Annotated in this window: 21 protein-coding genes; 5 read left to right on the plus strand and 16 right to left on the minus strand. The window is 32.1% G+C overall.

Annotation, left to right across the window (positions count from 1 at the left end):
- Window positions 1-102 precede the first annotated feature (102 nt).
- The 3 genes from ACQ0RB_RS11340 (at window position 103) to ACQ0RB_RS11350 (ending at window position 3,040) form a co-directional block, all read left to right on the plus strand.
- Window positions 103-1,227, plus strand: a complete 1,125-nt coding sequence (locus ACQ0RB_RS11340) for a T9SS type A sorting domain-containing protein (RefSeq protein ID WP_430498529.1) — start codon at window positions 103-105, stop codon at window positions 1,225-1,227.
- A 471-nt stretch (window positions 1,228-1,698) separates the two neighbouring features.
- Entirely contained in the window at window positions 1,699-2,445 is a 747-nt protein-coding gene (locus tag ACQ0RB_RS11345) for a hypothetical protein (protein WP_430498531.1), read from the plus strand.
- Window positions 2,446-2,545: 100 nt separating this feature from the next.
- Window positions 2,546-3,040 (plus strand): YqiA/YcfP family alpha/beta fold hydrolase, encoded by a 495-nt coding sequence (locus ACQ0RB_RS11350; RefSeq protein WP_430498532.1) that lies wholly within the window; start codon window positions 2,546-2,548, stop codon window positions 3,038-3,040.
- A 99-nt stretch (window positions 3,041-3,139) separates the two neighbouring features.
- Here ACQ0RB_RS11350 and ACQ0RB_RS11355 read toward each other — a convergent pair whose 3' ends face one another.
- Window positions 3,140-3,262: a hypothetical protein gene (locus tag ACQ0RB_RS11355; RefSeq protein WP_262733849.1), complete on the minus strand. Its 123-nt coding sequence runs from the start codon at window positions 3,260-3,262 to the stop codon at window positions 3,140-3,142.
- Between the two features lie 329 nt (window positions 3,263-3,591).
- On the opposite strand from ACQ0RB_RS11355, the gene ACQ0RB_RS11360 reads away from it, so the two are divergent.
- Window positions 3,592-4,605: a hypothetical protein gene (locus ACQ0RB_RS11360; protein WP_129761709.1), complete on the plus strand. Its 1,014-nt coding sequence runs from the start codon at window positions 3,592-3,594 to the stop codon at window positions 4,603-4,605.
- Window positions 4,606-5,361: a LytR/AlgR family response regulator transcription factor gene (locus tag ACQ0RB_RS11365; RefSeq protein WP_430498535.1), complete on the plus strand. Its 756-nt coding sequence runs from the start codon at window positions 4,606-4,608 to the stop codon at window positions 5,359-5,361.
- Window positions 5,362-5,701: 340 nt separating this feature from the next.
- Here the strand turns inward: ACQ0RB_RS11365 and ACQ0RB_RS11370 are convergent, their stop codons facing one another.
- The 15 genes from ACQ0RB_RS11370 to ACQ0RB_RS11440 form a co-directional block, all read right to left on the minus strand.
- A complete protein-coding gene (locus tag ACQ0RB_RS11370) occupies window positions 5,702-8,932 on the minus strand; it encodes a type I restriction endonuclease subunit R (protein WP_430498537.1) in 3,231 nt (1,076 codons plus the stop codon).
- A gap of 11 nt (window positions 8,933-8,943) precedes the next feature.
- Window positions 8,944-10,734 carry a GmrSD restriction endonuclease domain-containing protein gene (locus ACQ0RB_RS11375; protein WP_430498539.1) on the minus strand — a complete coding sequence of 597 codons (1,791 nt, stop codon included), beginning with the start codon at window positions 10,732-10,734 and terminating at the stop codon, window positions 8,944-8,946.
- 13 nt (window positions 10,735-10,747) lie between these two features.
- Window positions 10,748-11,914, minus strand: a complete 1,167-nt coding sequence (locus tag ACQ0RB_RS11380) for a hypothetical protein (RefSeq protein ID WP_430498541.1) — start codon at window positions 11,912-11,914, stop codon at window positions 10,748-10,750.
- An 18-nt stretch (window positions 11,915-11,932) separates the two neighbouring features.
- Entirely contained in the window at window positions 11,933-13,036 is a 1,104-nt protein-coding gene (locus tag ACQ0RB_RS11385) for a PD-(D/E)XK nuclease family protein (protein ID WP_430498543.1), read from the minus strand.
- Window positions 13,037-13,038: 2 nt separating this feature from the next.
- Window positions 13,039-13,734 (minus strand): TIR domain-containing protein, encoded by a 696-nt coding sequence (locus ACQ0RB_RS11390; protein ID WP_430498545.1) that lies wholly within the window; start codon window positions 13,732-13,734, stop codon window positions 13,039-13,041.
- Window positions 13,735-13,737: 3 nt separating this feature from the next.
- Entirely contained in the window at window positions 13,738-14,325 is a 588-nt protein-coding gene (locus tag ACQ0RB_RS11395; RefSeq protein ID WP_430498547.1) for a hypothetical protein, read from the minus strand.
- Complete coding sequence (locus tag ACQ0RB_RS11400) at window positions 14,307-15,479, minus strand: toll/interleukin-1 receptor domain-containing protein (RefSeq protein WP_430498549.1); 1,173 nt, start codon at window positions 15,477-15,479, stop codon at window positions 14,307-14,309. The genes ACQ0RB_RS11395 and ACQ0RB_RS11400 overlap by 19 nt, the downstream gene beginning before the upstream one ends.
- A 2-nt stretch (window positions 15,480-15,481) precedes the next feature.
- Window positions 15,482-16,738 carry a restriction endonuclease subunit S gene (locus tag ACQ0RB_RS11405; RefSeq protein WP_430498551.1) on the minus strand — a complete coding sequence of 419 codons (1,257 nt, stop codon included), beginning with the start codon at window positions 16,736-16,738 and terminating at the stop codon, window positions 15,482-15,484.
- Window positions 16,739-16,829: 91 nt separating this feature from the next.
- On the minus strand, window positions 16,830-18,383 hold the full coding sequence (locus ACQ0RB_RS11410) for an N-6 DNA methylase (protein WP_430498552.1): 1,554 nt from the start codon (window positions 18,381-18,383) through the stop codon (window positions 16,830-16,832).
- A gap of 122 nt (window positions 18,384-18,505) precedes the next feature.
- On the minus strand, window positions 18,506-18,724 hold the full coding sequence (locus ACQ0RB_RS11415; RefSeq protein WP_262733861.1) for a hypothetical protein: 219 nt from the start codon (window positions 18,722-18,724) through the stop codon (window positions 18,506-18,508).
- A 112-nt stretch (window positions 18,725-18,836) separates the two neighbouring features.
- On the minus strand, window positions 18,837-19,301 hold the full coding sequence (locus ACQ0RB_RS11420) for a PEGA domain-containing protein (protein WP_129761719.1): 465 nt from the start codon (window positions 19,299-19,301) through the stop codon (window positions 18,837-18,839).
- Between the two features lie 167 nt (window positions 19,302-19,468).
- Window positions 19,469-20,410 carry an endonuclease/exonuclease/phosphatase family protein gene (locus ACQ0RB_RS11425; RefSeq protein WP_430498555.1) on the minus strand — a complete coding sequence of 314 codons (942 nt, stop codon included), beginning with the start codon at window positions 20,408-20,410 and terminating at the stop codon, window positions 19,469-19,471.
- A gap of 6 nt (window positions 20,411-20,416) precedes the next feature.
- Window positions 20,417-21,130, minus strand: coding sequence for a transglutaminase-like domain-containing protein (locus tag ACQ0RB_RS11430; protein ID WP_430498557.1), 714 nt, complete (start codon window positions 21,128-21,130; stop codon window positions 20,417-20,419).
- A gap of 37 nt (window positions 21,131-21,167) precedes the next feature.
- Window positions 21,168-21,809 carry a hypothetical protein gene (locus ACQ0RB_RS11435; RefSeq protein ID WP_430498559.1) on the minus strand — a complete coding sequence of 214 codons (642 nt, stop codon included), beginning with the start codon at window positions 21,807-21,809 and terminating at the stop codon, window positions 21,168-21,170.
- Window positions 21,806-23,431: a hypothetical protein gene (locus ACQ0RB_RS11440; RefSeq protein WP_430498561.1), complete on the minus strand. Its 1,626-nt coding sequence runs from the start codon at window positions 23,429-23,431 to the stop codon at window positions 21,806-21,808. Before ACQ0RB_RS11440 ends, ACQ0RB_RS11435 begins: the two co-directional genes overlap by 4 nt.

The raw sequence follows: 23,431 nt of genomic DNA on the forward strand, positions 1-23,431 counted from the left end.
AATACTGTATAGCTTAAAAATAAGATTTTTACTACATTGCGACTCAAAACGATACCGCTTAAACTTAACACGTTTTAGTTAACATTAAACCTAAATTATCAAATGAAACAAACCTACTTATCACTTGCCCTATTTTTTTATTTATTCTATGCCAACACTGTTAATGCCCAAACCGATTTAATATACCATGTTGATTCTGGAGAAGGTATATTTACTACTCACTTAGATGGTACTTCAAAAAACTCATTAGTTTCTTACACAGCTAGCTCTTCTTCTTTAGCACATGATGTTGAATTAGATGTTGCCAACAGCCATATATATGTGCTTGACTTTAATGGCAGAAACTTAATGCGATATGATCTAGATGGTAACAACTCTACACTTATTTACTCCTACTCGACAACACCAAGAGATATGGAATTAGATACCACAAACGGTATAATTTATCATACTGTAAATGGTGAAGTATTCTCAACAAATTTAGTGGGCAACAACAAAAACTCTCTTATAACATATACACCATCAGCTACTAATTTATTGGACGAACTAGAGTTGGATGTCAATAATAATCATATGTATCTTTTAGATGTTAATGGAGATCATTTAACACGATACAATTTAGATGGTAGTAATAGTACTCTTATATATAGCTATACAGGTGGTACACAATACCCTAGTGACTTTACTACAGACCTCGCTAATAATTTAATTTACCACATTAGTAGAGATTTTACCGCTGGAGAAATTTTTACAACAGATCTATTAGGGAACTCGAAAACTGTATTAACGACCTTTACTGCAGGAGCTTCGCTTTTATATGTTGATATTGAGTTAGATGTTGAAAACAACCATATGTATCTACTTTCAACAAATGGAGATTTACTGGATCGTTATAATTTAGATGGTTCTAATAAAACTACAATACAGAGTTATCCTGGTAGTTTCCCTAAAGATATTGTTATTTTTAAAGTTGATTCTACATTATCTTTAAATGACTCTGAAGTTTTTAATGAGACACTCTCTCTTTACCCAAATCCGTCAAGTGATTTTATTCAAATTATGAATATAGAATCGAAGCTTTCTTATACTATTTATAATGCATTAGGTGCAGAAATTGAAAAAGGTAGTATTACCAGTGAAGATCAAATTGATGTTCGAGGATTCGTAAATGGATTGTATTTTATAACATTTGAGAATGGGACAGCGCTTCAGTTTATAAAAAAATAAGACTTCTTTTGTCTTTTAAAGTCGAAAGCCACAACGTGTATACTAGTTGTGGCTTTTGTTTTTTATAGTTGTTTTTAAGAAGTAAGCTCTACAAATGCCCTCAGTATTACCCGCTCTAAAAAATTACGATTCAAGCTTCTTTGAGCTCATTTTAATTTTATTTTTTCCTATTAATAGAAAGTTTCTATACTATCCTAAGACAGGTGTGTTAATAGATTTTGTTGCAATAGTGTCTCTTCAATTTCTAATGTTTTAACATGCTTTACTTCACTGCTTATTTTTTACTAAATCACTGGAAGTTGTAGTAGATTAGGCATAAAAGATGGTTTGGTATTGGTGGTGACCTGGGTTTGTATTAAGGTTAATGCAAGGTAAACCCGAATAAAACCTGAATATCACCTAGAGTTAACACGCTATATATACGCTATACCTATTGATTAACTCACTAATTTTCATTACCTTAGACACTTTATGGCACGACAAAAAGGCATATTGAAAATTAGTGGTACACTAGACGGTATTAATTATTACTTCATTAAAGGTGTTGGCTATGCTAGAAAGGCAGGTGGTGGTTTTAATAGCAAAGCTATACGTACACAACCCAATATGCAGCGCGTACGTGAAAACGCTAGTGAGTTTGGGCATTGTAGTCAAGTGAAAAAGTGTTTACGATTAGCTTTAATGCCTTTTTTACATGGGTATAAGGATAGTACTTTGCATGGTAGAATGATGTCTTTACTGACCACAGTAAAAGCTCTTGATTTGGTTTCGAAACGTGGGTTTCGACGTGTTGGTATTGGGCTACAAACTGCAAAAGGGAGGACCCTTTTGCGACAGTTTGCATTTACTCCTCATCACAAGTTGCTTGAAGCTGTTACAAAATATTGTCATTTTGATTGGGCCTCACAAAAGTTATCCCTTTCTGATTTAAAGGTTAGCGATTTTAAGTCTCCTAAACCTGCTACTCACATTGGAATTAGTCTTGGCGTTATGGATTTTGACTTTGAAGGTTTGACCTCTTCATTAGAGGTTTCGCCCACACAATTTTTTGCTATTGACTCTGACTCCATCTCTTTTGAATTGATTCCTGAGGTTGTTGTTGCTCCAACATATATTGGTCTTGTGGTTCTTGGTATACGCTATTATGAAGTCATTGACAATGAGGTTTATACTTTGAATAGCCAAATTGGTGTTGGGTTGTTGGATGTTAGGGTATAGTTATATAACTGTGAAGACTTTTGTTTGAGTCTGTTTTTTTTTTATATACACTACATTCCTAGGTTTTCTTATAGTATATTTGATTTAAAGTTAAAACACAATGAATATCTTATATCTACACGGATTAAATGGTAGTTTAAAACCAGAAAAGCGCAACATACTTGAGGCTTATGGAACTGTTATTGCGCCTTCTATTGATTATCAGAATAACTCTAATGCTATTTCATGGCTTTACGACTCATATGCAGACAAAAGTATTGATGTTGTTATAGGTAGCAGCATGGGTGGATTTACTGGGTTTCACCTTAGTAAACTGATGCAAATACCAGCACTACTTTTTAATCCTGCCCTAGCCTCTAGATCTGTTGTGCAACAACTACCAAATACGCCTTCTAATAATGGAAGTACTATTTCTATGGTGCTAGGTGCAAAAGATACTGTTATAAACCCCAAAGACACACTCAATTACATTGGTGAGCATCTTAATGCAGGACAGCCTATTGCTATTAAGATTCTTCCGCTTTTAGAACATAGAATCCCTGTTGCTGTTTTTGAGGAGGCTGTTGGATTGTTTATGAAAAGATTGGATAATTGATGTGCACAAAAAAAGAAAAGCAATACTTTGTATTGCTTTTCTTTTTTTGGAAATTTTAAACTCACACATATCATTTATCCAGTCTCAAAAACAGAATATCTATTTTGATTTTTTTGGTGGGTTATAATCACGTCCTTTACCTGAAGGTTTACCTGGGTTTTTACTTGGCCAATTAGGACTTACTTTTCCTGCTTTGCTAGTTTTAGATTTAGGTTTACTCATTGTCATCCTTTTTTTAGTTATTAATTTTCTTCTCTAGAATGCCAGTATTCGTCGTTATTTGGGTTTAACTGGTTGGCGTGATTGTCTAAATCTGCTTGTGTGTAATCATAATCTTTGTTTAATGACATCGTTTTTTGTTTTAAAATTAATACTCCTTGTTTAAAGCTCTTCAATTAAGTTTTTGCTTATAGTCCAAATTTCATCTTTTTATATTTTTCTTTTTACTATTTGTGACATACAGGTTATATTTGGGATAATATTACTTTGTTTTGTGACAGACTTTTTTCTCCTACTAGTTAATCATAAAAATTAGCCTATTATTTTTGAATATGAATTATCAATACGATTACATTTCATCATCAAATGAACTTGAATCTTTACAAGAAGATTTTGCAGTTTTATTTCTTGTTTGCCTCATTATATCAATTCTTTTTATACTCTTGCTTCTAAGAAACTGGTACAACCTTTATAAGAAACGAAGTTTTAGAAAAAAATATAATTCATTAAAAACTCAATTACTACAACTACAACCAATAGAGCAACAGCTAGCTAACAAAACCACAGAGGTTTTTCAACTTGAAAAACAACTAGAAGATTATAAAGAAAAGTTTTACAATACATTAAGTGAAAAAGACAAAGAAATAGCCTTAAAAAAAGAAGAACTTGATCATCAAAAAAATGCTTATGAAAATTACTTGAGATTCAAGAACATTGAACTTAACACCACACGATTAGGAGCCCATTTTTTAAAAAATATTATTAGTCAGATATATGAAGATTTAGAGGATACTGATATTAGCTATAGCTCCTTTTTAGGATTTCATTATAGATTTGGAAAAGTATCAAGTAAGTTACCTCCACTTAAAGCACTAAAACATATATTTAAACTCTTAGACTATAACGTGAACGCTTTAAACAAAAAAGATATTCATCTTAAAGAAGAACTAGAATATATAGATATGTTTTTGGAGTTAATAAAATACTTAAAACCACACACAAGCATTGAATTTAAAAACCAGTTAACTAAAAAACGTACCAAAGACATTGTTATAAAACCCACATTGTTATTTCCTTTTATAGAAAACGCATTAAAACATGGAAGTTTAAACAATAATGACTCTTTTATTAGTATTGTTCTTAAAGAAGATGACAACAATATGTTAAGTTACAGTTTAGTAAATAGTATTGAAGAACGAGAGGATTATAAAACTACATCAAAAAACAGTTTTGGTTTAACTGCGTTAAAACAGTTATTAGATGCCTATTACCCTAATAGCGAACTTTTAAATAAACCTTTGCCTAACAATCAATACCTTTCTGAGTTAACTATAAATCTAAGCTAAATGATAAGATATATACTGGTTGATGATAATTTAAAGACCTTAGAACGTGTAAAGTCTAAAATTGATAGTATTTCACAAGCCTATGATTTACAACACATAAAAAGTTATAGCAGTTCTAAAAAAGCATTTGAAGAAGCTATACCTGAAGACTTTGACTTATTAATAGTAGATTTTGAAATGCCCGTTTATAACGGATTAGAACTTGCTCAAGAAATTGGGGTAAATAAAAAAATAATTTTTTTAACCTCTACCACTGACAACGAAAAAAAAGTCATTAACAATCTTAACACCACAGGATATTTAAGCAAACCTTTTGATGTTGAAGAATTTAAAACAATCCTTAAAAATAAAATTATAGGTAAGATACATAAAGATAGTACAACTTCTTTAAATACACCCATTACATTAAAAGTAGGTGTCAATAAGGACATTAGGTTTTTACCCGAGCAACTCTATTACATCAGCACATCAAGAAACAGAAGTGGAGAACAACCCAATAAAAATCATGTTCATTTTTATGGTAAGAATGATGAATTATTAATTAAAAACGTACGGGTTAGTATTAATGAATTAATTAAAAAAATAACGCCCTATCATTTTGAGAGAATTAACCAAAGTACTATTATAAACCTAGCCCATCTTAAAGAAAGAGATAATACAAATATTAGCCTTTATAATACACAAGAAACCTTTCATGTATCATCAAAAGAAAAATCTGGTCTTGTGAATAAAATAAGAAGACATTTAGGAATTTAATTTTTAATAATACTCCTTAACATAAATGCCTTATCAAATAAAGCCTGTTCTTTATGTAATTTATATTTCAGCAACACCTTTCTTAATAACTTTTATAGCTCTCATTCACTTAAACTTGTTTTTTTGCCAACTTGGAAATCGTACAATTCTTACTACAGCATTTATATCTTCAACAATACGTTCAGCAACTATATGTGTTTTTTATGATGTATTAAGCACATTCTAGCTTTACTAATTCCATGAAATTTTAATTAATAATTAAAACCTAACAGGTCATTATTATATCTCTTAAAATTGAGGTTAAATAATTCTTTAACATTTAATGTATTTATTCTAAATTTCAATCACCACTATTTTTTTTAAAGTTCTCTGCTTGCGAGAATATCTCTTCATAGACTTCGTCTCGTTCTACTGGTGGATAGCCATGTTCATCTAATAGCAATATCAATCCCACTTTTAATGCCGCTTTTATATCTGCTCTTTTATTCCAATCTGGAAACTTAGCCTGACCATCTACCAAATCTTTCACGGCTTTAGCTAATTCTATTAGTTTATCTTCTGGATAGGTAAAATCATACTTTCTGCATAACTCCAAAAGAATATCATAAAAGGCTTTTTCTTCAAAGTCAATTCCTAATTCATCCCCTGCATTAAATTCATCTCTAACTTGCATTATCATTTTCGTTAGGGCTTCTGCCATTTCCTCGTAAACTTCACTACGTAGCACGTCATTTTCACTACGGTCATTATATCTTGCTACCAAAGCATCCATCTTCTTGGTGAAATCTACACCTTTGACTTTGTTTACCTTTTTTATCTCTCCAATTGCTTTAGCCAATAGCTTTTGAAGTAGTTTTATTTTAGTATTTGGTAGTTTAATCTTATCTATTTTGGCTAGATAGTCGTCATCAAAAATATCTTGCTCTGCTTCCGTGCTATCCCCAAGTTTAAAGATTTCCTCTACACCATCACTTTGCAATGCATCTTTTATCATATCTCGTACTTTAGCGTTCATTTGAGCCGTATCTGGAGCATCTCCTTTAGTGAGCTTAAATACTATAGAACGTACCGCTAAATAGAAATGCGTATAATTTCTTTCTTCTTGGGTCAGTTTTTCGCTACCAGCACATATATCATAGGCTGCTTTTAGCCTTTTGACTAATCCCACAAAGCGAGTTTCAGCTTCTTTGGTTACTTGTGCAAATTCGGCTGCTAGGTTTAAGGTATTTAGTTGATCTAACGCTGTACCTTTAAAGTATTTAGAACTATCAAATTCATGGAAGAACTTCCCTAATAAATCTAAATGATTACGAACTACAATTAGGGATGCTTCTATATCTTCAAAGTTATTTTGGTCTCCTTTGCCGTACTTCGCCAAGGCTAAGTTCATTGCTTTTTTAATACCAATATAATCTACTACTAAGCCTTTATTCTTGCCTGCAAATTTTCGGTTAACTCTAGAAATCGTTTGTATTAAGTTGTGTTGCTGAATTGGCTTATAGATATAAATACTATCCAAAAACGGCACATCAAAACCAGTGAGCCACATATCTACTACTAGCGCTATTTTAAAGTTGGACTTTTCGTTTTTAAATTGACGGTCTAACTCTTTTCGATACTCTTTAGTACCCAACATATTATAAAAGTCCTCTTCATCATCCTTACCACGTGTCATAATCATTTTAACACGTTCCATAGGCTTTATTTCCTTCTTATCTTTATCGGTTAGTTCTGCTCCCTCTTCGGCTTGCCTTATCTCTGCCCATTCTGGTCTGAGAGCAATTAAGTTTTTATATAACTCATAGGCAATTGGACGTGTTGGACACACAAACATTGCCTTACCTTTTACCGTAGCTCCTTCTTCTACTCTATTCTCATAATGGTTTACAAAATCTACAGCTATTTTTTGTAGCACATCTGGGTCTCCCAAAATAGCATTCATATTTGCCGATTGCTTTTTGCTTTCCTCTATTTGATATTCATTAGCGCCAGCTTCGGCAGCTCCCTCATAGTATTGTTCAATTTTTTGAAGTTCACTATTATTTAAAATCACTTTGGCTGCTCTACCTTCGTAAACAATTCTTACTGTAATTTCATCCTTAACCGATTCGGTCATGGTGTAAGCATCAACCACCTTACCAAACACATCTAAAGTCGCATCTATTGGTGTTCCCGTAAACCCTACATAGGTGGCATTAGGTAAAGAATCGTGCAAGTATTTAGCAAAGCCATAGGTTTTTTGAACACCTTTTTCAGTAATCTTAATTTTTTGATCCAGATTGGTTTGACTTCTATGGGCTTCATCAGAAATACATATCACATTTGTTCGTTCCGTAAGCAAATCCAAGTCTTCAGTAAACTTGTGTATAGTAGTTAAAAACACACCACCAGATTCACAGCCTTGCAATAGCTCGCGTAAATGGCTTCTACTTTCTACACTTACAACACCATTATCACCTACAAAGTTTTTAGCATTCGTAAATTGTGCTGAAAGCTGGTCGTCTAAATCGGTACGGTCTGTAATGAGTACAATGGTTGGATTTTTAAAGTACTCACTTTTCATAAGCAAGCGCGTTAAAAACAACATCGTAAAACTCTTACCGCAACCTGTGGCACCAAAATAGGTACCTCCTTTACCATTTCCTTGTGGCTTTTGAGCCAGCTTTATATTATCGTACAAGGCCCTTGCCGCATAATATTGCGGATAGCGACATACTATCTTCTCATCTTTTTTACTACTATCTGGCAAATAAATAAAGTTGCGAATAATATCTCGCAAACGGTTTTTATGTAGCATCCCTTGCACCAAGGTAAACATAGAATCTATACCATCTACTTCTTTGGCTAAACCTGCAATGCGTCGCCAAGCATAGAAAAACTCATAAGGTGCAAAAAAAGAGCCTGCTTTATTGTTAACACCATCTGAAATAACACAAAAGGTATTATATATAAACAATTGTGGAATATCTCTTTTGTAACGAGTCGTCAATTGCACATAAGCATTGTGAATGGTGGTATTTTCCTGTATGGCTGTTTTAAACTCAAACACTACCAAAGGTAAACCGTTGATATAGAGAATACCGTCTGGTATTCGTTTGTGAGAACCGACAATCTCTAGTTGGTTAACAAACTTGTAAATATTATAATCTGTACTTACCTCGTCAGCATGTAAGTAACTAGCTTCTGGTTCTGCTATAATCGTTTCTAAGTTATCACCCTGAACTTGTTTTTCTAGACCTGAATAGTCTATCAGGTTAATATAAATATCTTTTTGGGTTGGGTCTTCACGTTTTAAAATAAACCCATCAGATAACATTCGCATAAAGCGCTTATTACTTTCGTACAAGTCACTGGCAGGTAAGGTTTTTAATTGAAAAATAACACCCTCTATTTCTGTAGCCGTAATATTATACTTGGTATAACTTAGCTTTAAGAACCTGCGTAAATCATCTTCAATAATTACCTCATCATCAGCACGCTTTAGGGTATTGCCCAAATGATGCGGATACCCTTCGCTTGCCAATAACTCGGCGAATACGTTTTCTAATTGTGCTTCAGTGAATTTTTGCATTTTTTTATAAATTACAATTGCTCATAAAAGGCTTTAATTTTGGCAGCCATTAATTTACGCCTTTCTATTAGAAAATCGTTATAATCTATATGTGTGGACGTATAAATTGTGTTAGGTATGTCATTGTGCCATAAATTTTCTTCCAGGTCTTTTCTAGAATCTAGTGTACTAATATCATAAACCTTATTTAGAATTTGCTCCATAACTTTAGCCAAATAGTCATGTGGTGTCATCATACCAACTTTGATATTAGTAGCCTGTTCGGTATAAACAAAATTGGCTACTTGGTTATACTGTTTTGGCAAATAACTGTTTTTAGATAAGTACTTTTTTGGGAAAATATGATGTATGTCTCCACGCTGCTCAATTAGACTACTAATTTTCATACTTTTTGATAAAAATGCAGGCGCATTGTTATAACATTGCGCTGCTAAATACACATTGTATGCATTGTTATTAATACTAGAAGACTCTAATTGATTTACTAAAGCAAACTCCCAAAATCCTTGACCTAAATGGTTTTGTTCCATTTGTTTTAAATATACCTCTATTCCTTTTTCATTAATTTGTTTGATATCTTCATCTATCATAGATTCAGCAGACCCAGAATAACGCCCAATTAATAGAGACAACACCAACCAACGCTTTACGTAATGCTGTATTTCAGACTCTGGCATACCTTGATGACGTAATTTCAAGTATAAAGCATACGAGAAGTTCAAACTGTTTTTAGAGGATATCAATTTCTGATTGATTAGACCAGCAGACTTTATTAGCATGATAAACCGTTGGTAACTCGTTTGGTTTACCACATCCATTAATCCTTCTGATAGCATTTTGTAACTCTGTTCAGCTATTTCATTCTCATAAGTTCTGGCTTCAAAATTACGACCAGATAATAAGGCTACTAAATCACTAAACTTACCACGACTAAACTTATAGGTGTACGCCACACGAAGTACATCTATATAATCTGGCACAAACAAATCGTCACTGCCTGTAGCCATCCACTTAATAGCTTTGTAATACTCGGTATTTGCAAAGTTTGTATCGTTATCTAATATGTGTTTGTTAAAATCTTTATCTACCAACAACCTACAAAAGTAATCGACTTGCTTACGCATTTTGTTACCTTCATGTACTTCATCCGATGCAATTTTAGACATTACAAAATCGGCATTACTCAACACCACACCTTTTTGGTTGATACGAATAAAAATATCTGTAACTGTATCAATATCCAAAGAATGATCTAATTCTATGATACCAACCTGTTTGGTTTTTATCCCTTTTAGTTTTTCAATCACCTTAATTACATTCCGTTTATCAGCTTCAGGGTTTAAAGTCATATAATCATCAATGGCTTCAAATACTGAAATCTCATCATTGATGATTGGATTAATGTTGTTAATCCACTCTGGACTTTTTTCGAAAGCCTTATTTAGGACTTCAAATTTTTCGGTAAGCGGATTAAAAGCAATACGAATATTAATTTCCTTGTAGTTTTTATTTAACACCCTTTGGCCTACTACGGCAGCTGTTAAAGCCGTAATACGTTGTTGCCCATCAATAAGTACTTTTTTACCAGCTGATAATTCTCCATTTTTAAGCTTTACATCTGGGTTACGCCAAGTAATGATATAACCTACAGGATAGCCTTGATACAGAGAATCTATTAAATCTCTTACTTTAGAATTTTTCCAAACGAATGGACGTTGTATCTCTGGGATAGCAATTTCGCCAGATTTTATCCAGCTTAATAAAGTTTCTACAGGTTGTTGATGGACTGAGTATTTTGCCATGAGTCTTTATAAATTAATCATTTTTATTTACTGCCATAAAATTATGTTTCCAGATATTAATGTTTTTACCTGGATATAGATATTCTACAACTTCAATAAAAATCTTATTAAAGTCAGTTTTAATATTATGCTCAACAATTTCAGCAAACTTATCTAGGTCATTTAGGTCTATATCATATTCTTTTACCAAAAAGTGACAATGCATACCACGTGTTTGTCCTCTGAACTTATCATTAAATTGAGCATGATTCTCAAACTTTACGGATAACTCCTCCACACGATCTTTATCTTTCCTCATTAGCTCTAATATGATTTTATATCTAGGATACTTTCCTGAAACTAAATCTTGCGCATCAATAGTTATAAAGGTATCTAAGTGGTTCTCTTCATCCCAAATATTCCGCCAATTTATATCACTTCCATAAGTTTGAAGTCCAAGTTTCTCTGCAATAAGCTGATATTGTGAAATTAAGTATCCATGTCCTTCAACTATAGTGTCATACACTTTATTAACCTGAATAGCGTTATTGAAAAAGAATTTTGCTGAATTGTTCATTTTATAGGTTGTAGAAATATTTTCTATTGTGTTAAAAAAATCGGTAACATAACGTTTGTAAGCTTCATCTTTCAAACTATCAACATCAAGGATTTCTTTAACTTTAGAAATCCACTCCCAATGCGTAATGTTTATAAATTTACCCTGTACTTCAACAGGAATTGTGTGAGGCTTTAGGGTGAGTAATACCCCAACTTTTTTTGATTCATTAAGTTTAAAAAAAGTCCAATACTCTTTTAAGTCGTTATGTAGATTGTGATAAATTTTATTTTCGATAAGTATCGTATTAAGATTTAAATTGTCTTCTAATACAATATCTATTCTCCCTGTAGTTGTTGCTAACTCGGTTCTTACCTGAAATTGAGCTATTGATAGTTTTTTGGACGCCTTCTCTTCTATTAAATCGAGTAATGCATCTAAAAAAGCATGTTTTATAGGATTAATTTTACAGGATAAAAAATGCGCATACAAATTACTATTTATCGTTTCGTTATGCGATTTATTAATAATCTCTAAAAATCCAACATTCTGCTTTACAGTAGGTATCTCATTTTGGTTAAGAAAGGTTTGTAGTTGATAATCTAGCAGTTCTACAGCTTTTTGACTTATAATGTTTTTTGACATCAAATAATATATTTTTTACTACTTACTTAACTTTAAAATGTTTTCTAACTTGGTAAAAGTGCTTATAAAACCATCTTCATTAAGCTTATTAATTATCACTTGACTTAAACTCCTTATATCCTTTTGTTCTAATTGATAACTCTTTACAGCAAAATGTGCATAAACCTTATTTTTAGATTTATAAAAACTCTCATTGTCTTTTCCAGACAAGGTGATACCTCTATAAATTTCTTTATCCTTTAGCGCTTTTCCTTTTAACTCTATAATTAATTTTAAAGTCCTTTCCTCTTTTAACAAGCCATTATAAACTATGGTAAACATCAAGTTTTTATCTATTGTAGATTCAAAGTAACTCAACTTATTACCTAATTCTCCTTTAGACTCATAGAGTCTTATATTTAAATCTTGTTCTTCAAGCGTATTAAATGCTCTTTTTACTTCGTGCTCTAGGTGTTTCCTTGCTTCAACTCTATAAGTAACTAGGTTGTTGATTTTTTGTTGGTTTTCGAAATAAAAATTAAAATCATTTTCATTCATAAGTGGTTGGCTTAAATTAATAGTGTTTTGATAAAGGTCTTTTAAAAACACCACATATTTGTCTCGTGCCTCTAATAGGTAATTACCCAAGTTGCTCATTACTTTAGAAAGCAATTGTAGATGCGTAATGTTTATAAAATGCGGATGGTTAATGCTTGATATAGTATCTATGGATAATACAACTCCTATTTTAACAGAGGCAGCCACATCATTGTAATAGACATCTAAATCGTTATTAAGATGATGATAAACCTTATTTTCAATTATAATGGCTTGGTCTGTGTTTTGTAGTAGTATATCTATACGCTTTTGGTCGCTCACACTAAACTCAGTAAGTACTTCAAAATTTACAAATGTTTCTATTTGCTGATTACTCTCATTAATAACTTCCAATAAGCTACTAATAAACAAGTCATTTAATTTGTGCTCCTCGTTTACATCAAAATAAAACGCATAAATATTAGATAACACGTTCTCATAATGTGGTTGTTTGGCAATGCCTAAAAAGGTTTTGGGTTTGCTCTTTATTTTGGGTATCTCATTTTGGTTGAGAAAGGTTTGTAATTCAGATAAAGTAGGCTGCATTATTATTCAACTTTTTTAACAATCGCATAAGCATTATGATTATCTCTTATCTCAATCGAAACATCAATGAAAAATTTATGATTGTTTATGAAATTATCCCATGTTTCAGTTCTAATAAAAGAGCATTCACCTTCATTAATAATCGTTCCACTACATTCTCTAGTGGTTGGCTGTTTTATATTAAACATATTGTTTTTAAGAATGTTAAACAACTGTCCTGTATGATGTGTAGTACTATTACAAAGTGGGTTATGGGTATAATACCAATCGTAATTACCTGTCTCATCAGGAAGTACAATACCTAAAACCGCATTCATTCTACTAATTCTATCTGCTCTAGTTATCTCTTTTAGTGAATATGACACTTCCCAAGGAATCCATTGTTCATTTTCTGACTTACTACTATCTTTCATTCCCTTTGAAATCATAACTATTGTTACACTACTCCCAAATATTTTATCTTTTAAAGTTGTTTGAATTTGAGAATTAGTGAAATCTTCAAGACTTTCACCATCCTTTTCCCCTAAATTTATATTATCTCTTCCAATAGTTTCCTGTAATTTATTAACATAGTCTCTTACCCTTGTAAGTCTTTTGTTAAAAATCATTTTACCGTCTATCTCTTCATAATAATAATCCTGAAGCTTTGCCACTTTTACATCTTTATACTTATAGGACACAAATATTTTTCTTCCCATATATTACAATTTATCTATTAAAAAATCTTGGAACACAGACGAGAACGCATAATCATGTAGAAATCGCTCATTCATATTTATGTTGTTATCATAAATCATTTTAGCCGCAGCACCTGTACTAGCTAAAGGTATAGTTATAGCTTTGGGATGAAACTCTTTAAACATACTATATTCTTGCTCAATTCCTTCCATACCACCAATAAATATACCTGCTTCAAACTTTTTGTCACCAAACATTAATTCTCGCATAAGTCTAAGGCTTGTCTCTCTTCCTCCAGATATAGGTGTTTGTATTATATTTTTGAATTTATCATTGTCTTCTGGATAATACTCTTCGAAAAATTTAGATTGATATAACAAAACATGGTCTTGTATATCCATATTTAGCTTTAACAAGACATAATTTATCAAAGGTGTAATTGACGGATGCCCACCCCAAACTAACCTATAATTAGGTAATACAGATGTACACAAAGCGAGTACTGCATCACGTATAGCTATGACATCAGCTGTTTCGTAATACTTAGCATCTCTTTCTGGTAAGGGGATACTTGCTGATAGAAAAATATTTTTTAATTCACTTTTAGCCATTTGTCAAAGTTTTTTTTCTTAATCGTCTGTACTTTCAAATACTTATTTAACCAATCTAGATGATTTAGCCACTTATCTCGTATTTTCAAATCATCATAAATAAGATGCACACTATCTACCTCGTAATCTTTTATTTCTTTAATAATTTCTTCAGATTGATTACAATTTACTGATTGAGGGATACCTACGCTTGGAATAAATATTCGTCTCTTGTTATTAGCAAGTTCTTCTGTTATGAATCGTTCTGGTTGTAGATTGATTTTTTTTCCGTGTTTTAGAGCAAAATTTGAAAACTCCGTTATTAAGCTATCTTGTCTAGATGCCAAATTTCTAGCTCTCATAGATTCTACATTACTTACCAAGTTATCAATAAAGGATTCAGTAAGTTTAGAAGTATCCCCATCATCATAAACTCCGTTTTCAAAATCAGAACTATTGAGTTGTTTCGGAATACAAACGTGAGCCATAGATTCTAATTTATGATTTGGCCACACGAATTGAATAATACCAATTTGTTTTGCACTTGCTTCTGCAATTTCTTCTTTACACCAATAACTCTCTAAAAATTTAGGTGTATTAAGCAATACTATAACATCACAATCTGTCATTCTATGCCATAACTCTTCTTGAAACGGTTCTCCTTGTTTAATGGAATGTGTATCTAGAAATACATCAAAATTATTTCTCTCCAATGCCTCATATAACTGTATTGCCACAGAAGCAGATTCTGTTCTTTTATAACTCACAAATACTTTTCTAGAAGACCTCAATAACTCAAACGCTTCTAATGCGAGATTGACTATTTTTATGTTTTTGAATGAGTTATGCAATAACCCATTTTGATTCTCTAGCACTTTGGGTATTTCGCTTTTAAATTTTTTATCTGTATAATAAACAGGCAGTATCATTGTACCGTCTTTAAGAAGTGTATCCACAATATCAAGATGTTTAAAATCTCCTCGGGTATCACCAAAGTAAATAGCAAATGAAGGTTGATTTCTCTTGTAATCATTTGAAAAATTGTGCTCGTCAATCACAATAAAAGCATCCTTATTCAATTTTAATTCTGATACTTTTTCAAAAAACAAATCAATTACCGCTTCTGACAAACCGCCTAATGTCCCTATTGTTATTAATTGATATTTGTATTTCATATTTATATATTTATATCTACCGTTTTAGTTACCTGTGTCATTTTAGCTAATAATAGACTTTGCAGCTCTTTGAGAGATAATAATTCAGTAGATATTCTTTCTAGTTTATCATCAATTATTTTTTGATTAGTTGTATACAGATTCAAAATATTCTTATTGGATATAATTATTGGGAACTCTTTTAATATTTCAGTTTTTAAATTTTTAAAAACACTACCATTACTGTTAGATAATATATCTCTTTTGTTGGCAATCAAAAATTGTAATAAATATTCTCTAGTTATATTTTTATAATCATTAAAAATTAACCAACCATCGTGGACACAAGCTTTAATTTTCATAATTCTCGGCAAACCAGGACTTGCACTATTAGAAAGGATTAACGTTTCAGGTAATACAACTCTACTCTTTGAAACACCTATCTCTTTTATAAATTGTTTTGTTTTATATAAGAATTGATTAGAGCACGCAGTTGCATCAGAAATTTTGACCCAAGGTGCTCCTTTATTTGAAATATAATCCGCAATAGGTCTTGGTGATGCACCTCGTATTATTTTAACTGCATCTTCCAACCTCTCCACGCTCCACCCTTCAGGAATCTCCTTATCCAATTCCTCATTGTATACCATTTTACCGCCAGAAGATTTGTAGCCTTTGGTGAAATCTATTTTATTGAGAGTTTCTAAAGAGACCTCTCGCTTCTCGCCTCTCGACTGCGCTCGAGGTGACGTGCTCGAGGTGACGTGCTCGAGGTGACAGTTAGGGTCTTCGACAAGCTCAGACTGACAGAGGTCTATGGGAAACTCGAAATCTACAAACCAATGTTTGTATAAGGCTTGTGCAGTTGCTTCTAGATTGGTGTTTATTTTTTCGTTGAGTTCTATGCGATAGGTTACCGTGTTGTACTCGGCTACGATTTGTTGTTGTTTTTCTATGGATGGAATAGGTAGTGTTACTTCGCAAAGTTCATCCCAATCAAACGTTTCTCTTGCAGAACCGTGAGATTTAAATCGTGCGTAGCGGTCAAACTCTGGACGCCTAAACCACATCATTAAATATTCTGGTAACAATTTATCATCATCAACAACTTCAAAAACTGTATATGCTTGAGATACTATAGCTTCATTATGTTCTTCTAACAAAGCAATTGAAATTTTATCTCCGTTTCTAGAGGTTACAGGACCATAAGCAAACTGATTTTTGCGAATAATCTTATAGTTCTTCATATTCGTCCCAATAGTATTAGCAATGGATGGCATTAAAATCTTCTTAATACTAACACCAAGTAACGTCTCTACTTTGAGTTCTGTATTTCTAATATTTACAGGCTGTATATAATCCCCAAGTTTTTTATAACTCATAGCCTAATGCTTTAAACACGTTTTGTAATTCGGTTTTAGAGGCTTCCTCTTGTTCTAGCAAGTCTTTAAGCTCAGTTTGTAAGGTTTGCATCTTGGCATGAAAATCGATGTTTTCGTCTTGGTTTACAAACTCTATATATTTACTTGGCACTAAAGAATAGTCTTTTTTAATGACTTCGTCTTTGGTTGCTGAGTAACAGTATTCTGGCACATTTTTATATGCTTCCACATCTGTTTGCCACATATGATAGGTTTTGGCAATGGCCTCTATTTGGGTGTTTGAGAATTGGATGTACTTTTTCTCAAAAGGTTCTCCTTGTTGGCGTAAATCCATAAAGAGAATCTCTTCCTCACGATTGCGGTAGTGTCGCGTTTCGGTACCTTTGTTTACGGTTTTTTCGTTTTTGTTATTATTTAAAATCCAAAGGGTTACCGAAATGTCTGTGGTATAAAACATATTTCTTGGTAAAATCACAATGGCTTCTACGAGATTGTTTTCGATTAATTTTTTACGAATCTTATATTCATCGCCTCCACCAGAGAGTGCACCGTTTGCCAAGATAAAACCAGCCACACCATTAGTGGACAGTTTGCTTACCATATTCAAAATCCAACCATAATTGGCGTTACTTTTTGGTGGCACCTCGTAACCACGCCAACGTGGGTCGTCGGTGAGTTCGTTTTCGGCTCTCCAATCTTTTTGGTTAAAGGGCGGATTTGCCATAATAAAGTCTGCCTTAAGGTCTGGGTGTTGGTCTGCTCCAAACGTATCTGCTGCTTTCTCGCCTAAATTGGCAGCAATACCACGAATGGCAAGGTTCATTTTTGCCAGTTTGTAGGTGGTATTGGTATACTCTTGTCCGTACACCGAAACTTCCTTTTTGTTACCGTGATGATTTTCTATAAACTTTATGGACTGCACAAACATACCTCCAGAACCACAAGCTGGATCGTAAATGATGCCTTGGTACGGTTCTATCATTTCGGCAATGAGGTTTACAATACTCTTTGGTGTGTAGAACTCTCCCTTTCCTTTACCTTCTTTTATAGCGAACTTGGATAGGAAATATTCATAAACACGCCCTACAATATCATTTTGTTTATCGGCAATGGTATTGATTTCGCTTATCTTATCAATCAGTGATGCGAGTTTAGTTTTGTCTAAACCTAAACGTGAAAAATAGTTATCTGGTAATGCCCCTTTAAGTGCTGGATTGTTTTTTTCTATTTGGTGTAATGCTGTATCAATTTTAAGTGCTAGGTCATCTTGTTTGGCATTGGCTTTTATGTAGCTCCAGCGACTTGTGTCTTGCAAAAAGAACACGTTTTTCATGTTGTAGAAATCTTTCATTTCTACGTACTTTTCTTTGCCTTCAGCTATGAGCTCTTTTTTGCGTTCCTCAAACTTATCGCTTGCAAATTTTAGGAAGATTAAACCTAGCACAACGTGTTTGTATTCGCTAGGTTCTATAGAACCTCTTAGTTTATCACAAGATTGCCACAGCGTTTCTTCTATGGACTTGGTTTTGGTTTGTTTAGCCATTTAGTTAAAATTGTTTCATAAAGAAAGCGCCTCGTGGTGAGTCGCTATTAATTATTAAAGGAGATTAAAGATAGAAAATTAAGGTTGGATTAAACCCTTTTAGTTAATTATATTTTGACTCCTCATCCAATTCCAAAAACCACCATTAGTATTCCAAAAATTAAAGGCAATGCAACCAGCCACCAAACCAATACTGATGTGTTACTTCTAATTTTTTCTAATTTCTCAATTTGTAGTTGTTGCGCAAATAGAATTTCCTTAAGTGTTTCATGATCATTAAAGCCAGCATACGTTTCAATAAACTTTATTCGCTTTGGTGTCATTTTAATTTTGTCTGACATTATTGAAAATTTAATTAATAACTTATTTCAAGATACAAAAATTCAAATAGGTGAATTTGAGGTTTTCCGTAAAGGCAAAGAGGTAGTTGAGATACTACCTCTTTAACATATTTTAATTTAAAATAAGAACTGTTTCAATAACTTTATCTTTGGTATTTATATTAACTTTTTGAATTTTGCCTTTTTCCAAATATTCTGTAACGCTTACAGCATCTTTTGTTGTTGACTCTAAATCAACTTTTACATATTGAGTATCGACACGCTTTAAAGAACCAGTTAAAGCATCAATTCCCCAACCGATAATTGAAATTCCATTTAAAATTGCAACTAAATTAAACTTACTGTCCATTATCACCACTCGTTCTTTATATCCATCTAGTTTAAAGTTTATATGATCATCTGCCTTAACCTTAATTTGTGTAGGCGTTGTACCCTTTTCAAAACCATTGACATAAACTTTAGCGCCTGATGGGTTAGATTCAAACAAAACATTTCTTTTAGCTCCTGTAAATATTGAAGCACAACTTGTGCATAAAATTAAAACAGACAAACTAGATACCACAAATAATTTTTTCATTTTTAGTTGATTTATAATTAATATAAACCAAAAGTAAATGGAGATATTAAGTTTACTTTACGGGTTTCCTCAATACCTAAAAAAATTAATTATTTAAATATCGTAAGACTTTTAAAAGCTAATGCTGAAAACATCTGCCATTAGCATTTTTGGTTTTACGTTTACAGCTATTCGTTAATAGTAAACTCTAAAAAAACAGGTAAATGATCTGAAATTAACCTAGCAGCCTTTAAATTGGCACAGGTTTCTACGTAATCTATTACGCCAGACTTTAAAAACTTTATATCTTTTGAAAAGTATACATTATCAATTTCATGGCTCAAATATTTATTTTTTTTACATTTCTGTTTTAATGTTGTTTTAGAGTCATTAAGAGCTGATTTAAAACCCTGCTTATACAAGCCATTCCAAACTTTATGCTTTTCACTTAGATTAAAGTCTCCAGCTATAATGAGCTTTTGGGTACTCAATCTATCTAGATAATATTGAAAATGTTCAATCTCAATTTCTGGTTGATCATTATGCTTTCTTGAATGGAAATTAACTATATAGAAGGCTATATTTTTGCTCTTTAGCTTAAACTTCGAAATAAACGGTTCTCGAATTATTTTCGACGCTAATTTAGAATCTAAATAAGGACTTCCTACAATATCTAAACGGCTAGTTTTCCATATGTATGCATAGCGTTCACTCATTTTAGCAGAAGGACTGTTTGTAGGGTTACTAATTCTATAATCCCATTTAAACCCTTTTCTATTTAAACCCTCTGCAATTTGAGCAACCTTTTGTGCTCCTGCAGGATGCTTAGCTACCACTTCTTGGATTGCAACTAAATCAAAATCCTTAACCGCATTTACAATAAAATCAATTTCATCATCACTTTTAGATTGCCCCAAATCCTGAATATTCCAAGAAACAATTTTTAATGACTCACTACTATTAAAAACTACTTTACTTTTCAGGTTAGCTTTTATACTATCACATAGTATAGCATTAGCAACAGTAGATTCAACATCTAAACTAGCCGATTGTTTACTATTTGGATTACAACCAATAAAAAAAACGAAAAGTATAAATAAAATTAAGTTGCTGTAATTGGTTTTTATCATCAGAACTTATATGTCATCAAAAATTATAATATCTTTAGTAAATCGATTATGGTCTTGCCCATTAAACCAATCTAAGCTTACCCATATTCCAATTTGATCTTTTCTACAATCTAGTTGTTTTAATTGTAGGTTGGACAAGGCTCCTTTTGGCAATAAAAATTCAGCAAATGCATGTCCATCTCCTTTATCAAATCCACCTATCATACGAGATCTTAGCCCAATTTGTCTAGCCATAGAAGCCATTAATATTGCAAAATCATCACAATCGCCAGAGTATTGACCTTTATATTTTAACGACAATGTTGCTTCTGCTGATCGCCAAGTATCTTTTCCTGTTTCTGGATCAAAAATATAATGCCAATTAGCTTTAACATGTTTTTGCATGGCAAAAATTTGTTCTATTTGTGATTTACCAGAATTTAGTTTTATGTTTAATTCCATAACCTCTTTTAAAACAAGACCTTCTACTTGAATTAAATTACCTTGTGCTTTTGGTATTCTATCCCTAACTAAATTTTTATTAATCGATTGTTTTTCTGAAGGTGTTACAATATCCTCTAATTTAACAACTTTAGGTTTTACTGTTTTATCGATTGTATTAGGTACTGGTTTTGTTTTGCTTTTAGACGCTTCTTCCTTAGCTCTAGCTATTAACTGAGATCTCCCTGAATTTGAGCAACCTACACAAGATTGAAGCATCAATACTAACGCTAAACTCATAAAAGTACAAGTTGTTTTTAATTTCTTATACATCATCTTAAAACTTGTAATCAATCTTTTCTATTTTTGGTATAATTTGAATGGAGAACCTTTTGTTGTTTTTCTCATTTGAATCTCTACAGAGCCCGTTAAATCCACTTCCGCAAATTAATACTTCAACATTTCCTCCTCTAAAATTTATACCTTCTTTGTTCCATAAATTATAAACTGATAAGGCTCGCTCATAACTTTTTGAATATCCATAATTAGAATCTAAACTAAACCTTCTATCCCATGAATTAGCCATATTTCCTTCTATTACCAGCAGGTAGCTAAATTTAGCATTTTGCGCTCTGAGACTTTCTAAAAACTTATTTATTTTATATCCAACTTGAACTACAGTTTCTTTATGTGCTTCTAATATTTCGGTTTTATCTGGCTCAAATATTTCAATACCAATTAACTCTTTGGCTACATACTTCTCACAATCATCTAGGTAAAAGAAATCCTTATCATTTTGTAATGGCTGAAATTGTTCTTCTATTTGAAGTATTTTTTTTAACTGTTCGTTCTGTGCTTCTATTTTACCTTGTTCAACCTTTAAGATTACAAAAGTTATTACATACAAAACAAGCATTAGAAAAAACAAACTCGTCATTAAGTCAGCGAAACTTACCCAAAAAAAGCCTGTTTTTTTCATTTAAAGTAATTTATATAAACATAATAACAAGCGCCTGAAATAATAACAGTATAAGTCAATATACTAAGTGTGGATACAACATTTTGAAAAACACTAGGCTTAGGAAAGTTAAGCTCAGGAATTTTAGTTTCTGATTCTACTTTAATTGGCTTAATATTAATCGCTTCAATAGCTTTAACAATTGAATTATTCCCATTAGAAATGACCTGTGTTAACTCATTTTCTAAACTTTGTAATCGTTCTTCAATTACATCTAACTTATTTAATTTACTTAACAATTCAAATTTAGGTCTTGCAGTATTAAAAGCCTCTTCAGTTTTAGCAACTTGTTTTGTCATTACTTCTGTAAACGACTCTATAGACTTGTTAAAAGCTGTAGAAAGTTTTGAGTCATATTCTGAAATAACACTATTATATGCTTCGAATTGTTTATGAGCAGAACTTGTTAATTCTTCAATTGCTCTAGACATTTTAGAATCTGTATTTGCCACAGCTTCTTTAACAGCATCTTCATAATTAACAAAAGACTTTATATGGGTATTAAAAAACTCGGTTGATTGATTACTTTTTGCAACAGTACTTTTTATATCCTCTAATATTACATTAATATTATGTGTATTTGCAACGAACACCTGTAAGTTACTTAACAGATTGCTTGTATTCAACAAAGACTTATCTAAATGCTCATAATATTTTGCAAATTCTTGAAATGACCCCATCATCCCTTGTAGTTGATTAAACACATCTAAGTTTACTGACGCAACTTTTTTAACGTCTAGCTCTTTGATTTGTTCAATTAGATCTTGTTCTCTATTTATAGCTTGGGATGAATTTTTGACCACACTATCTAATTGAGCGACTACACCAGATGTGCTTCTTGCAAACGCGTCTAATTTATTCGATAGGGTTTGAACTTCTGGAAGTTTTGACTTATTCATTTTTGGCAAAAGCTCCGATTGTAAAAAAGATAAAAATTCGTTTTTACCATTTTCTACTTTTGATTTTGCACTTTTAAATATCAAAATCGAAAATATAGTTGTAATAATTAGTCCCGTAACAGAAGCTGTCATGGCAATTTTCACACCATTTATTAGAGGTTTTATAGCTTCCAAAGCTAATGTAGCACTTTCACTCGTAGGGGTATTAAAATTAATTGCAAATAATCCAAATATTATACCCAGCATAGTTGCTGCTAAACCTATATATAACGGAGCTGGAATATTATTATCTATTTCACCTTCTTTAATCTCTACATTTCTGTCCGTTATATCCTTCAAAATATGAAAATCTATAGCTGCACTTTTATTTTTAATAAGATATGTATTAATAGAATTGCAGATCTCACTTATAACAACATTTTTCGAGTTATTTACTAGGTAAGCTATTCTAATTGTAAGGCTGTCAAATTCTACATCTTCATTAAAATTTTCATCTAAAAGTATTTCATCTACATCACCCTCATTATAAAGACTTAATGACACATCTTTAAGACCGAGAAGTGGCGGATTCTTAAAAACATTTTTATACAAAACTATTTTTTGCCATAACTTAAATGCAAAATATATTTGAAACCCTATTAAAACAAAAATTACAGCAATCTCAACTTTCTCAATTCCCTCCAT

Source organism: Gaetbulibacter sp. PBL-D1, from assembly GCF_050509525.1.
Lineage (GTDB): Bacteria > Bacteroidota > Bacteroidia > Flavobacteriales > Flavobacteriaceae > Gaetbulibacter_B > Gaetbulibacter_B jejuensis.